General features: G+C 53.5%; 15 protein-coding genes. 9 read left to right on the forward strand and 6 right to left on the reverse strand.

Annotated elements, in window-relative coordinates:
• Positions 1-8: 8 nt before the first annotated feature.
• The 3 genes from kdpB to kdpF are packed head-to-tail and all read right to left on the reverse strand — an operon-like array spanning position 9 to position 3,842.
• Positions 9-2,057 carry a potassium-transporting ATPase subunit KdpB gene (gene kdpB, locus D9597_RS20180; RefSeq protein WP_130224252.1) on the reverse strand — a complete coding sequence of 683 codons (2,049 nt, stop codon included), beginning with the start codon at positions 2,055-2,057 and terminating at the stop codon, positions 9-11.
• 22 nt (positions 2,058-2,079) lie between these two features.
• The gene (gene kdpA / locus D9597_RS20185; RefSeq protein ID WP_130224254.1) at positions 2,080-3,753 is read right to left on the reverse strand and encodes a potassium-transporting ATPase subunit KdpA; all 1,674 of its coding nucleotides are present in this window, start codon (positions 3,751-3,753) and stop codon (positions 2,080-2,082) included.
• The gene (gene kdpF / locus D9597_RS20190; protein ID WP_001365534.1) at positions 3,753-3,842 is read right to left on the reverse strand and encodes a K(+)-transporting ATPase subunit F; all 90 of its coding nucleotides are present in this window, start codon (positions 3,840-3,842) and stop codon (positions 3,753-3,755) included. Before kdpF ends, kdpA begins: the two co-directional genes overlap by 1 nt.
• A gap of 311 nt (positions 3,843-4,153) precedes the next feature.
• Here kdpF and D9597_RS20195 point away from each other — a divergent pair, with 311 nt between their 5' ends.
• The 3 genes from D9597_RS20195 to phrB all read left to right on the forward strand — a co-directional run bounded on the left by D9597_RS20195 (position 4,154) and on the right by phrB (position 6,385).
• Complete coding sequence (locus D9597_RS20195; protein WP_000424924.1) at positions 4,154-4,360, forward strand: YbfA family protein; 207 nt, start codon at positions 4,154-4,156, stop codon at positions 4,358-4,360.
• Positions 4,361-4,460: 100 nt separating this feature from the next.
• Complete coding sequence (locus D9597_RS20200; RefSeq protein ID WP_130224256.1) at positions 4,461-4,970, forward strand: YbgA family protein; 510 nt, start codon at positions 4,461-4,463, stop codon at positions 4,968-4,970.
• Positions 4,967-6,385, forward strand: a complete 1,419-nt coding sequence (phrB, locus tag D9597_RS20205) for a deoxyribodipyrimidine photo-lyase (RefSeq protein WP_130224258.1) — start codon at positions 4,967-4,969, stop codon at positions 6,383-6,385. The genes D9597_RS20200 and phrB overlap by 4 nt, the downstream gene beginning before the upstream one ends.
• A gap of 129 nt (positions 6,386-6,514) precedes the next feature.
• Here phrB and dtpD read toward each other — a convergent pair whose 3' ends face one another.
• Positions 6,515-7,996: a dipeptide permease DtpD gene (gene dtpD / locus D9597_RS20210; RefSeq protein WP_130224260.1), complete on the reverse strand. Its 1,482-nt coding sequence runs from the start codon at positions 7,994-7,996 to the stop codon at positions 6,515-6,517.
• 270 nt (positions 7,997-8,266) lie between these two features.
• Here dtpD and ybgI point away from each other — a divergent pair, with 270 nt between their 5' ends.
• Genes ybgI through nei form a run of 5 tightly spaced genes read left to right on the forward strand, consistent with a single transcriptional unit; the run spans position 8,267 to position 12,166 of the window.
• Positions 8,267-9,010: a radiation resistance protein YbgI gene (gene ybgI, locus D9597_RS20215; RefSeq protein WP_130224268.1), complete on the forward strand. Its 744-nt coding sequence runs from the start codon at positions 8,267-8,269 to the stop codon at positions 9,008-9,010.
• Between the two features lie 22 nt (positions 9,011-9,032).
• Positions 9,033-9,689 (forward strand): 5-oxoprolinase subunit PxpB, encoded by a 657-nt coding sequence (gene pxpB / locus D9597_RS20220; RefSeq protein WP_130215016.1) that lies wholly within the window; start codon positions 9,033-9,035, stop codon positions 9,687-9,689.
• Complete coding sequence (gene pxpC / locus D9597_RS20225; protein ID WP_130224262.1) at positions 9,683-10,615, forward strand: 5-oxoprolinase subunit PxpC; 933 nt, start codon at positions 9,683-9,685, stop codon at positions 10,613-10,615. The genes pxpB and pxpC overlap by 7 nt, the downstream gene beginning before the upstream one ends.
• Entirely contained in the window at positions 10,605-11,339 is a 735-nt protein-coding gene (pxpA, locus tag D9597_RS20230) for a 5-oxoprolinase subunit PxpA (protein WP_130215012.1), read from the forward strand. The genes pxpC and pxpA overlap by 11 nt, the downstream gene beginning before the upstream one ends.
• A gap of 35 nt (positions 11,340-11,374) precedes the next feature.
• Positions 11,375-12,166: an endonuclease VIII gene (nei, locus tag D9597_RS20235; RefSeq protein WP_130224264.1), complete on the forward strand. Its 792-nt coding sequence runs from the start codon at positions 11,375-11,377 to the stop codon at positions 12,164-12,166.
• Here nei and D9597_RS20240 read toward each other — a convergent pair.
• The gene (locus tag D9597_RS20240) at positions 12,163-13,209 is read right to left on the reverse strand and encodes an AbrB family transcriptional regulator (RefSeq protein ID WP_130224266.1); all 1,047 of its coding nucleotides are present in this window, start codon (positions 13,207-13,209) and stop codon (positions 12,163-12,165) included. The genes nei and D9597_RS20240 overlap by 4 nt on opposite strands.
• A 240-nt stretch (positions 13,210-13,449) precedes the next feature.
• Positions 13,450-13,866, reverse strand: coding sequence for an IS200/IS605 family transposase (gene tnpA / locus D9597_RS20245; protein WP_165383555.1), 417 nt, complete (start codon positions 13,864-13,866; stop codon positions 13,450-13,452).
• A gap of 22 nt (positions 13,867-13,888) precedes the next feature.
• Between tnpA and D9597_RS20250 the strand changes: the two genes are divergently transcribed.
• The coding region (locus D9597_RS20250; RefSeq protein ID WP_148936129.1) for a helix-turn-helix domain-containing protein at positions 13,889-14,022 on the forward strand (134 nt) is incomplete at its 3' end.

The raw sequence follows: 14,022 nt of genomic DNA on the forward strand, positions 1-14,022 counted from the left end.
GGTAAACCTCACACCAGACCGCAAGCGGTCAGCAGTAAATCAATGACTTTGATACCAATAAACGGCACCAGCAGCCCACCCAGACCGTAAATCCATAAGTTACGGCGCAACATGGCAGAAGCGGTAAGCGGTTTATAACTCACGCCTTTTAACGCCAGGGGAATCAAAAAGACGATAATCAAGGCGTTGAAAATGACCGCACTGAGAATGGCGGAGTCGGGCGAATGCAGGCGCATGATGTTCAGCGCATTTAGCTGCGGATACGTTGCCGCGAATGCCGCTGGAATAATGGCGAAGTATTTCGCCACATCGTTGGCAATGCTGAAGGTGGTCAGCGAGCCACGGGTCATCAGCATCTGTTTGCCAATATGCACCACCTCGATCAACTTAGTCGGGTTAGAGTCGAGATCCACCATATTGCCCGCTTCTTTCGCCGCCTGAGTACCAGAGTTCATCGCCACCGCGACATCTGCCTGCGCCAGCGCCGGAGCATCATTGGTGCCGTCGCCGGTCATCGCCACCAAACGGCCTTCCGCCTGATACTGACGGATCAATGCCAGCTTGGCCTCCGGTGTCGCTTCGGCGAGAAAATCATCGACGCCCGCTTCCGCAGCAATGGCGGCGGCAGTCAGACGGTTATCGCCGGTAATCATCACCGTTTTAATGCCCATTTTGCGCAGCTGGGCGAAGCGCTCTTTAATACCGCCTTTGACGATATCTTTCAGCGCAATAACGCCCAGCACACGAGAACCTTCCACCACCACCAGCGGCGTGGCTCCCTGACGCGCAACCTGATCGACTTTTTGATCAACATCGACAGGGAAGTGACCACCGTTAGCCTCAACATGGCGGCGAATGGCATCGACAGAACCTTTACGGATCATGCGGTTGTCGATGTTGATCCCGCTCATCCGGCTTTGCGCAGTAAACGGTACAAAGGTGGCATGGAGCGACTGCACATCGCGCTCGCGCAGGTTAAAACGTTGCTTGGCGAGGATCACAATGCTGCGGCCTTCCGGCGTTTCGTCAGCCAGCGAAGCCAGTTGTGCGGCGTCGGCCAGCGTTTTTTCCTCTACGCCCTGCGCGGGGATAAACTCCGATGCCTGACGGTTACCTAGCGTGATGGTGCCGGTTTTATCCAGCAGCAGAACGTCAACGTCACCCGCCGCTTCAACTGCACGTCCGCTGGTGGCGATCACATTGGCGCCCAGCATCCGGCTCATCCCGGCGACGCCGATCGCCGACAGCAGGCCGCCAATAGTCGTTGGGATCAGACAAACCAGCAGCGCCACCAGTACCGTTACGCTGACCGCGTTACCGCCCCACGCGGTAAATGGCCATAGCGTTGCGGTCGCCAGTAAAAAGACGATGGTCAGGGCAATCAGCAGGATGGTCAGGGCAATCTCGTTCGGCGTTTTGCGTCGCTGTGCGCCTTCCACCATCGCGATCATCCGGTCCAGAAATGTCTCGCCGGGGTTAACGCTGCACTCAATTACCAGCCAGTCAGAAAGAATGCGCGTGCCGCCGGTGACGGAGGCAAAATCGCCGCCGGATTCACGGATCACCGGTGCCGATTCCCCGGTGATGGCGCTTTCATCGACCGATGCGCCCCCTTCAATGACTTCACCATCGCAGGGGATAATATCGCCAGCTTCTACCAGTACGATATCGCCTTTACGCAGTTGATCGGCGGGAACTTTGTCCGCCGCAGCGCCATATTTCGGTTCGCGCAGCTTGCGGGCAAAGGCAGTTTTTTTCACCCCTTTCAGACTGTTGGCTTGCGCTTTACTGCGGCCTTCTGCCAGCGCCTCGGCGAAATTAGCGAACAGTACGGTGACCCACAGCCAGCCGCTAATTGCCGCGCTAAACAGCGCATTGCCAGGCATCGCACCGCTTGCCATCGCGATGCTAATACAGGTGGTCAGCAGACTGCCGATCCAGACGATAAACATCACCGGATTGCGCCATTGCGCCTGCGGGCTTAATTTTTTCACCGCTTCTTTCAGCGCCTGAACGACAAGTGTTGGTTCGAATAGCGCCAGTTGTTTACGACTCATATTCAGTGCTCACTCAATATCATCAGGAGAGATATTCCGCCACCGGACCAAGCGCCAGGGCAGGGATAAAGGTCAGTGCGCCAACCAGCAACACGGTGCCGATTAACAGGCCAACAAACAGCGGGCCGTGCGTTGGCAGCGTGCCGGAGCTGGCGGGTTGGCTCTTTTTACTCACCAGCGAACCGGCAATTGCCATCACCGGGATAATCACCCCGAAGCGACCGATAAACATGCAGAACGCCAGTAAACAGTTCCAGAACGGAGAGTTGGCGCTTAATCCGGCAAAGGCGCTGCCGTTGTTGTTAGCGGCCGACGACACGGCGTACAGCACTTCGCTAAAACCATGCGGGCCAGGGTTGAGCATGGCGCTACGTCCGGCGTCGGTCATCATTGCCAGCGCTGCGCCCATCAGTACCAGCGTTGGAGTGACCAGAATTGCCAGCGCGGTCAGTTTCATCTCGCGTACGTCGATTTTTTTACCCAGATATTCCGGTGTACGACCAATCATCAGCCCGGCAATAAACACCGCCAGCAGGACAAAAAGCATCATGCCGTAAAGACCAGAACCGACACCGCCGAATACCACTTCACCAATTTGCATCAGCCACATCGGCACCATGCCACCCAGAGCGGTAAACGAATCATGCATCGTAATCACCGCGCCACAGGAAGCCGCCGTAGTCACGACCGCAAACAGGCTACTGACCAACACGCCGAACCGGCTCTCTTTACCTTCCATATTGATGCTGCTGTCCGCACCCAGTGCCAGCAGATGAGGATTACCCTGGACTTCTGCCCACATCACCACGCCTACGCAGATGACAAAAATCACCGACATCGCCCACAGCAACATGCGCCCCTGGCGGCGATCGCCCGCCACTTCGCCAAAGGCAAAGCACAGCGCTGTTGGGATCAAGAAGATCGCCAGCATTTGCACGAAGTTGGTCAGTGCGGTTGGGTTTTCAAACGGATGCGACGAGTTGGCATTAAAGAAGCCACCGCCGTTAGTACCGAGCATCTTGATCGCTTCCTGAGAAGCCACCGGACCCATTGGTAACAGCTGTTGTGCTCCTTCAATGGTCGTCACGGCCTGATAAGGCTGAAAGTTTTGCAACGCACCTTGTTGAATAAAAAACAGCGCGATCAACAACGCCACAGGGGCTAACACCCATAACGTGATGCGTAGCACATCGACCCAGGCATTCCCAAGTGTGCTCATGCTCTGGCGGGTAAATGCACGGATGAGGGCAAAAATCACCGCAATCCCGCTGGCGGCAGAAAGAAAGTTTTGCACCGTTAAGCCCGCCATCTGGCTGAAATAGCTCAACGTGGTTTCACCGCTATAAGATTGCCAGTTGGTATTAGTGACAAAGCTGACGGCGGTATTCAGCGCCAGATCCCACGACAGCCCCGGCAGCTGCTGTGGATTAAGTGGCAGATAGTGCTGACCGAGCAACATAAAAAACAGCACTACCAGTCCCAGCATGTTCAGGCCGAGAATGGCACAGAGATATTGCTTCCAGTTCATCTCACGGTCAGAGACGCCAAGTACACGAAAGAGTACGCGTTCAACACCCGTCGTACCAGGAAGAGGAATATCATTAATCAGCCGCGCCAGCCCGCTGCCTAAAGGACGCGCGAGCACCATTAATACCAGTAAAAACGTGGCAATCAGTAAGAACCCTTGCGCAGCCATCAGAACGCCTCCGCATTGATCAGGGCATAAACCAGATAACCCAGTAATAAAAACACCAGCAACACGCCGGCTATCACGCCTGCACTCACAGTGCACCTCCAGTGGCCTAAAAGTGATACCGGAAGGGTAGAATTCTGGCTGCAAAGATTTCGCAAAAATCTGCGGGCGGGGTGTAAAAAAAGTATAAAAATGGCAAAAGCTATGATTTAACTAATGATTAGTAATAATTTAACTTTCATGTAACTTAATTACACGGTGAATGTAAATAAACCATCAATAAGCAAAAATAAGTGGTCGGATGAGTAGTAGAATTACACAAAAGGCGGTACTATTTTCATCAGATAAACAAATTCATTTTCCGGTGCCATTCACCGGGTAGATACAAAAGGGGGAGAAAAGTATGGAACTCTACAGAGAATATCCTGCATGGCTTATCTTTTTACGCCGTACTTATGCGGTTGCAGCGGGCGTTCTGGCGCTGCCTTTCATGCTTTTCTGGAAAGACCGCGCCCGCTTTTACAGCTACCTGCACCGCGTCTGGTCGAAAACCAGCGATAAACCGGTGTGGATGGATCAGGCCGAAAAGGCAACCGGTGATTTTTACTGATTGCTGAGTTCTGAATACATTGAAAACCGCCAGCGGAAACGTTGGCGGTTTTTTCTTTTCGCCGTCTACACTTACTCCTGTAAACCGTTCAGGAGCAGTAATGAATCAACAACGATTTGATGACAGCACTCTAATCCGTATCTTCGCCCTTCATGAGTTACATCGACTGAAATCACACGGCTTAACGCGCGGGGCGTTTCTCGATTATCACAGCCGCTATAAACTCGTATTTCTGGCTCATTCTCAGCCGGAATACCGCAAACTTGGCCCGTTCGTGGCTGATATTCATCAGTGGCAAAACCTGGATGATTTTTACAATCAGTACCGCCAACGCGTAATTGTTTTGCTTTCTCATCCCGCCAACCCGCGCGATCACACCAACGTTTTGATGCACGTTCAGGGGTATTTTCGCCCGCATCTTGATTCCACAGAACGCCAGCAGCTGGCGGCGCTTATCGACAGTTATCGCCGTGGCGAGCAACCGCTTCTTGCGCCGCTGATGCGTATCAAACACTATATGGCGCTTTATCCTGACGCCTGGCTTTCAGGGCAGCGTTATTTCGAACTTTGGCCGCGTGTGATTAACTTGCGCCATGCAGGAGTTTTATGACCACCCATCTGGTCTGGTTTCGCCAGGATTTACGTCTGCACGATAATCTCGCGCTGGCTGCCGCCTGTCGCAATTCGTCTGCACGCGTGCTGGCGTTGTATATCGCCACACCACGCCAGTGGGCGGCGCATAACATGTCGCCGCGTCAGGCTGGACTTATCAATGCTCAACTGAATGGGCTACGAATAGCGCTGGCGGAAAAAGGTATTCCTTTATTGTTCCGTGAAGTGGATGACTTTGTCGCCAGCGTCGAAATAGTCAAACAGGTGTGCGCGGAAAATCGTGTTACCCATCTGTTTTATAACTATCAGTATGAGGTGAATGAGCGGGCGCGGGATGTGGAAGTTGAAAGAGCGCTGCGTAACGTGGTGTGTGAAGGATTTGATGACAGCGTGATCCTGCCGCCGGGGGCGGTGATGACTGGCAATCATGAGATGTACAAAGTCTTTACGCCGTTTAAAAACGCCTGGCTGAAACGGCTGCGGGAAGGTGTGCCGGAGTGCGTCGCTGCGCCAAAAGTTCGTAGTAGCGGATCAATAAAGCCCGCGCCATCCATTACGCTGAATTACCCTCGTCAGTCTTTCGATACCGCGCATTTCCCGGTGGAAGAAAAAGCGGCGATTGCGCAATTACGCCAGTTTTGCCAGAACGGTGCCGGAAAATATGAGCAACAACGAGATTTTCCGGCAGTAGAAGGTACCAGTCGTTTGTCCGCCAGCCTGGCAACGGGTGGGTTATCGCCTCGCCAGTGTTTACATCGCCTGTTGGCGGAACAGCAGCAGGCGCTGGAAGGTGGACCGGGTAGCGTCTGGCTTAATGAGCTGATCTGGCGCGAGTTCTACCGCCATTTGATGACGTATTATCCTTCGCTGTGTAAACATCGTCCGTTTATTGCCTGGACGGAGCGTGTGCAGTGGCAGCGCAATCCCGCCCATTTTAAAGCCTGGCAAGAAGGTAAAACGGGATATCCGATTGTTGATGCTGCCATGCGTCAGCTTAATAACACCGGCTGGATGCATAATCGTCTGCGGATGATTACTGCCAGTTTTCTGGTGAAAGATTTGTTGATCGACTGGCGCGAAGGCGAGCGGTATTTCATGTCACAACTGATTGATGGTGATTTGGCGGCCAATAACGGCGGCTGGCAGTGGGCCGCTTCTACCGGAACCGATGCTGCGCCGTATTTTCGTATTTTTAACCCGACAACCCAGGGCGAGAAATTTGACCGCGAAGGCGAGTTTATCCGCCAGTGGCTACCGGAGTTGCGCGATGTACCAGGGAAAGCGGTGCATGAGCCGTGGAAGTGGGCGCAGAAAGCGGGCGTGAAGCTGGATTATCCGCAACCGATTGTCGATCATAAAGAAGCGAGAGTACGAACGCTGGCAGCGTATGAAGCGGCGAGGAAGGGGAAATAACAGACTCGTGCCCAGATGCCGGATGCGGCATGAACGCCTTATCCGGCCTGGCAAATAGTGCAAATTCAATGGGCCATCCAGGCCTGATAAGACGCGTTAAGCGTCGCATCAGGCATCGGTGTTGGCCTATTAAGACTCCAGCGCCAGCGCACGGTTTCTGAACTTAAGCGCCTGATACAGCCAAATCATCAGCACCAGTCCTACACACGCCAGCGCACCCCAGGTGATTTGATCAAACACTTCTATATATGCATTGATGGAGTAATTGAGCGCCCCGGAAGCATCAAACGAAGCTTGCGATGTCTGATCGGCAATGACGCCCGCCAGATAGTTAGCAATCGCGCCGGAAAGCAGCATGTAAATGCCGGTTAATACGCCGGTCACGCCGGGGATTTCAATACGCGTAATTTGCGACATAGCAACCGGATCGATAAACAGTTCGGCAAACCCCATCACTGCCAGACCAAGCACCATCAGCGGCAGGGAAGAGTGGCCATACATTGCAGACCAGCGGGCGCTTAAGCTCAGAATACAGAACCCGGCGCTCATCAGGCCGAGGCCAAGAGCAAATTTTCCCCAGATGCGCACGGTACGATTACCCGCGACGCTTTCTTTAACCACCCACGCCAGGAACACACCGCACGACATCACAGCAAAAGCATTAATCGACTGGAACATGGCGGTCGGAACGCTATAACCGAAAATATCGCGATTAACGAAGCGGTCGATATAAAGGCTAATCGAGCTGCCGCCCTGTTGTGCGAAGGCCCAGAACAACATGCTGAAGAAGGTGAGCGTCACAATCAGCCCCAGCTCCTTACGCTGTTTCTGGTTTTCTGCTTTGCGATAAATTTTTGCCAATACACCCAGGCCAATAATAGTCGCGACAATTAAGGCGTATACCGACCACTCTTTCCAGAACAGTACGGTAATCAGCGCAGGCGTTGCCACCAGCAGAACCAGCAGCCATCCCCAGTTGGGCAGGAGAAAGTTTGTCGCACGCAGTACCTTTTTGTTAACGCCGCGGGTATGTGTGAAATGACGATTGCCACATAAGAAAATGACCAGACCCGCGATCATACCCACCGCCGCCAGGCCAAAGCCCATCGCCCAGCTGTACTCTTCCTGGGCGTAGCCACAGGCGATAGGTGCGATAATAGACCCCACGTTACCCGCTGCATACATCAGCGAGAAACCGCCATCACGACGCGGATCGGTTGGCTCATACAGTTCACCAAGCAGGCAACTGACGTTGGATTTAAACAGACCATAGCCACAAACGATAATCGCCAGCGACAGATAGAGGAATGACGGGTGGAGTTCGCTAGCGCCCAGCACCACATGCCCGACAGCCATCAACAACGCCCCCAGCATTACCGCCATACGGTTGCCGAGCACTTTATCCGCCAGAAAACCGCCGAGGATCGGCGTGACATACACCAGCGAACAGTAGGCGCTAAATAACGCGTAAGCGTGGGTGTCGTTGTATTTCAGTTGATTGGTGAGATAGAGAATCAGCAAGGCACGCATGCCGTAGAAGCTAAAATATTCCCAGATTTGTAGCGCGACAACGTAGTAGATAGCGCGCGGCTGTGATGCGTGTTTATTCATAATAATTCCGCGGTTGGATGCGACACCACGTAATAGTTGCGCGGCGTGCGTGTGTTTCCTTAAAGTTAAAACTTTGATACAGATCTGATTATTTATGCAATATGCTGTCTGATTGCATAAATATACATGAACTATGCATTTATGAGATAAACAATTTGCGCCTTTTGGCGATGGGTTTGTTTCTTAATATGTCGAAAGATTGGCTATCGACGAACAGGCGAGGTAACGCTATGTTAACGGAGTAGCTATCAGAATATGGAAGGCGCAATGATGAAAAACACCGAACTGGAACAACTGATTAACGAGAAATTGAACAGCGCGGCGATAAGTGATTATGCGCCGAATGGTTTGCAGGTGGAAGGCAAAGAGACGGTGCAAAAAATTGTTACCGGTGTCACCGCCAGCCAGGCGCTACTCGATGAAGCGGTACGCCTGGGCGCTGATGCGGTCATTGTGCATCATGGTTATTTCTGGAAAGGGGAATCGCCAGTAATTCGCGGTATGAAGCGTAACCGCTTAAAAACATTGTTGGCGAATGATATCAACCTGTATGGCTGGCATCTGCCACTTGACGCACATCCTGAGCTGGGCAATAACGCACAGCTGGCGGCGTTACTGGGGATCACGGTCATGGGCGAGATCGAACCACTGGTGCCGTGGGGCGAACTGACCATGCCGGTACCGGGGCTGGAACTGGCCTCATGGATTGAAGCGCGTCTGGGACGCAAGCCGTTGTGGTGTGGCGACAACGGCCCGGAGGTAGTACAGCGCGTCGCCTGGTGCACCGGTGGTGGGCAAAGTTTTATTGATAGTGCCGCGCGTTTTGGCGTGGATGCTTTTATTACGGGTGAAGTTTCTGAACAGACCATTCATTCAGCCCGCGAGCAGGGATTGCATTTTTATGCTGCGGGTCACCATGCCACTGAACGCGGTGGTATTCGCGCGTTGAGCGAGTGGTTGAATGAAAATACCGATCTTGATGTGACCTTTATTGATATTCCTAATCCTGCATAACGAATAGTCAGAGGGATCGAAAGTGCAACGAGCGCGTTGTTATCTGATAGGTGAAACGGCGGTAGTGCTGGAACTGGAGCCGCCGGTGACGCTGGCCAGCCAGAAACGGATCTGGCGGCTGGCCCAGCGTCTGGTGGATATGCCGAATGTCGTTGAAGCTATTCCCGGCATGAACAATATCACGGTGATTTTGCGTAACCCTGAATCGCTGGCGCTGGACGCCATAGAGCGTTTGCAACGTTGGTGGGAAGAGAGCGAGGCGCTGGAACCGGAATCACGCTTTATCGAAATTCCGGTGGTTTACGGTGGCGCAGGCGGGCCGGATTTGGCGGTGGTCGCTGCGCATTGTGGGTTGAGCGAAAAACAGGTCGTTGAACTGCACTCCTCCGTGGAATACGTGGTCTGGTTTTTAGGTTTTCAACCAGGCTTCCCGTATCTCGGGAGTTTGCCGGAACAACTACACACGCCACGGCGCGCTGAACCGCGCTTGCTCGTTCCGGCAGGTTCTGTCGGGATCGGCGGGCCGCAGACCGGTGTTTATCCACTGGCAACGCCGGGCGGCTGGCAGTTGATAGGTCATACTTCGCTCAGTCTGTTTGACCCGACGCGTGACGAACCTATCTTATTGCGTCCGGGAGACAGCGTGCGCTTTGTGCCGCAGAAGGAGGGAGTATGCTGAAGATTATTCGTGCGGGGATGTACACCACCGTGCAGGATGGCGGCCGTCACGGTTTTCGCCAGTCGGGTATCAGCCACTGCGGCGCACTGGATATGCCAGCGCTACGCATTGCTAACCTGCTGGTGGGTAATGATGCTAATGCCCCCGCGCTGGAGATCACGCTCGGTCAGTTAACGGTTGAGTTCGAAACAGATGGTTGGTTTGCATTGACTGGCGCAGGTTGCGAGGCGCGGCTGGATGATAATGCTGTCTGGACGGGCTGGCGCTTGCCGATGAAAGCAGGCCAGCGTTTAATGCTTAAACGTCCACAACATGGTGTACGTAGCTATCTGGCGGTGGCGGGCGGTATTGATGTGCCACCAGTGATGGGGTCATGCAGCACCGATCTCAAAGTGGGGATTGGCGGGCTGGAAGGGCGTTTACTGAAGGATGGTGACCGACTCCCGATTGGCAAAGCGAAGCGTGATTTTATGGAAGCGCAGGGCGTTAAACAGTTGCTGTGGGGTAACCGGATTCGCGCCTTACCGGGGCCGGAATATCATGAGTTCGATCGCGCCTCGCAGGATGCATTCTGGCGTTCGCCCTGGCAGCTTAGCTCGCAAAGTAACCGGATGGGCTATCGCTTACAGGGGCAAATCTTAAAACGCACCACCGATCGCGAACTGTTATCTCACGGTTTGCTGCCAGGCGTGGTGCAGGTGCCGCATAACGGGCAGCCCATTGTGTTGATGAACGACGCGCAAACTACCGGCGGTTACCCGCGTATTGCCTGCATCATTGAGGCTGATATGTACCATCTTGCGCAAATTCCGCTCGGTCAGCCGATTCATTTTGTCCAGTGTTCACTGGAAGAGGCACTGAAAGCGCGGCAAGATCAGCAATGTTATTTCGAACAATTAGCGTGGCGGCTGCACAATGAAAATTGACCTTAACGCCGATCTGGGCGAAGGGAGTTCCAGCGATGCGGAACTTTTAACGCTGGTTTCGTCGGCCAATATTGCCTGTGGATTTCATGCAGGCGATGCACAAACCATGCTGGTAAGCGTGCGAGAAGCAATAAAAAATGGTGTCGCGATTGGCGCTCACCCGAGCTTTCCCGACAGGGAAAATTTTGGTCGCAGCGCCATGCAGCTGCCGCCAGAAACCGTTTACGCCCAGACGCTGTATCAAATTGGCGCGCTGGCAGCGATTGCCCGGGCGGAAGGTGGCGTAATGCGTCATGTCAAACCGCACGGCATGTTATACAACCAGGCAGCGAAAGACGCACAACTGGCAGACGCCATCGCCAGAGCCGTTTACGCCTGCGATCCGGCATTGATTCTCGTCGGGCTGGCAGGAAGCGAGCTGATCCGTGCAGGCGAACGATATGGCCTGGTAACGCGCGAGGAAGTGTTTGCCGATCGCGGTTATCAGGCAGATGGTTCGCTGGTGCCGCGAAGCCAGCCAGGCGCGTTGATTGAAAACGAAGAACAGGCGCTGGCGCAAACGCTGGAGATGGTGCAACACGGCAGAGTCAAAAGTATCACCGGCGAATGGGCAACGGTCGCGGCGCAGACTGTCTGCCTGCATGGCGACGGCGAACACGCACTGGCGTTCGCCCGCCGGCTACGATCTGCATTTGCCGAAAAGGGGATTGTTGTCGCAGCATAATCCCTCTGAACAAAGAATGAAAAAAGGATATCACCATGCCTGAAGGCCCGGAGATCCGCCGTGCAGCGGATAACCTGGAGGCGGCGATCAAAGGCAAACCACTGACCGATGTCTGGTTTGCCTTCCCGCAGTTAAAACCTTATCAATCACAACTTATTGGTCAGCATGTCACTTATGTGGAAACGCGCGGAAAAGCGTTGCTGACCCATTTTTCGGATGGCTTAACGCTCTATAGCCATAACCAACTCTATGGTGTCTGGCGCGTGGTTGATACTGGCGAAGAGCCGCAGACCACGCGGGTGTTGCGGGTAAAGCTGCAAACAACCGACAAAACCATTCTGCTTTATAGCGCCTCTGATATTGAAATGTTAACGCCGGAACAACTGACGACGCATCCGTTCTTACAACGCGTTGGCCCCGATGTGCTCGACCCGAATCTGACGCCTGAAGGGGTGAAAGAACGGTTATTGTCGCCGCGCTTTCGTAACCGTCAGTTTGCCGGGTTACTGCTTGACCAGGCGTTTCTGGCAGGGCTTGGCAATTATCTGCGCGTGGAGATCCTCTGGCAGGTTGGGTTGACCGGAAGTCATAAAGCGAAAGATCTCAACGCGGCGCAACTGGATGCACTCGCACACGCGTTATTGGATATTCCGCGACTTTCTTACGCTACGCGGGGGCAGGTGGATGAAAATAAACATCACGGCGCGTTGTTTCGCTTTAAGGTGTTTCATCGTGATGGCGAGAAGTGCGAGCGCTGTGGCAGCATCATTGAGAAAACCACGCTGTCATCGCGCCCGTTTTACTGGTGTCCAGGCTGCCAGCACTAGGCCGTTCGCTTCGGCGCATAGGTTGAAATAAACCGCGCAATGGCTGGCCCCGTCAGCAAAATACTGAACAGGCGCAGGGTTTGCATCGCCATAATGAGCGCCATATCGGCATTGCTCCCTGCGGCGATGACCGCCACTGTATCTAGTCCGCCGGGGCTGGTGGCGAGGTAGGCGGTCATAAAATCAATATGCATAAACCGGGTCAGCCCCCACGCCATACCCGCACAAATAGCCAGCAGAGCAAAAATCGACAGCAGGATTTGCGGCAGCGGACGCAATGCCCGCAGTAAGATTTGTTTATCGAAGCCCAGACCAATTCGCCAGCCAATCGCCATATAAGCTATCGCCAGAAGCCATTCCGGTAACTCAATCGTGATGAACTCGCCAGACTGGAGCACCGCACCTGCCAGCATCGGGATAAGCATCGTGCCGGAAGGAAGACGTAGCAGGCATCCCGCCGTACCGGCAACGACCGCGAGCAAAATCGTAAGCAGGAGATTAATGCTCACTGGCGGAAACCATACTATCTGCTGGTTAACCGCTTCAGCGTTATCGCCCAGCATCATTCGGGTAACCAGAACAGCGGCCCCCGCGACGAACAGTACCCGCAGATACTGCATAAACGCCACCAGGCGGATATCTGCGCCGTAATCCTGCGCCATCGCGACCATTGCCGCCGCACCACCAGGCGAGGAGCCCCAGGCACCCGTATTTCCGGGCAGTGAGCTATAGCGCACCAGTAACCATCCCACGATAGCGCTGGAAAGCAACGTCACCAGTAAAATAGCTAACACAATCGGCCAGTTAACCGCCAGCGTGGTCAGGATCGAACCGGTCAGGTTTTGCGCAATCATACAGCCAAGAATGGCCTGCGCGGCGAGAAAAGCGGAGCGGGGGAGTTGCAGGGTAACCCCGCGCATACTGAAGATGATCCCGGCGAGCATTGGCCCAAGCAGGAGTGCCGCCGGGAGATGTAAAGCGAGGAAGCCAATAGAAAGGAGAAGTGACAGAACACATAACATTCCCCACTGTAGCACTGGCATCCGTCACTCCCTGTTTAACTTACCTTTGGTGTATCGATACAGCATAAAGAATGCGCCTTAACGAAAAAATAGCGGTAATCAAGAAAAAGACAGATTTTGGCTAAAGGGCGTATTAAGTACCGTTGTCTCCCTCTCGTTTGTAAAAGAGGGAAGAGTAAACGATTGAACTGAAATAAGTCTTATCCAGTGCGCCGTAAAACCCCGTTCTTCAGGGCGGGGATATAAGGCGCGGTTTTCCACCTAACCAGGTGTTTGCTGTTGTTCAATGTATTGGCGGATGACGGATATTGGCGCACCTCCGCAGCTACTGGCAAAATAGCCGGGACTCCACAAAACGCCTTTGTAGTAATACCTGACTGCAATATCTGGTCGATCTCGTCGCAGTAACCTACTCGATACGCCTTTGAGGCTGTTTACCAGACTGGATATCGCCAGCTTGGGTGGATAGTTAATTAACAAATGGACGTGATCTTGTTCGCCATCCATTTCAACCAGTTCAGCTTCAAAATCAGCACATACATTTGAAAAGTAAGTGCGTAGTTTTTCTGTCGCGTCATAGTCAAAAATCTGACGTCGGTATTTAGTAACGAAGATCAGGTGAACATGCTTCAGGAAAACACAATGCCTTCCGCGTCGGATATCGGTTTCTTTTTTCATGGGCCAAAGTATGATTTGGCCCATGAAACGACTACAGGCATTTAAATTCCAGTTAAGACCCGGTGGTCAACAGGAGCGTGAAATGAGGCGCTTCGCAGGCGCATGTCGTTTCGTTTTCAATCGTGCTCTGGCACGTCAGAATGAGAATCATGAGGC

It is taken from the genome of Escherichia sp. E13S3 (assembly GCF_004212325.1).
Classification (GTDB): Bacteria; Pseudomonadota; Gammaproteobacteria; order Enterobacterales; family Enterobacteriaceae; genus Escherichia.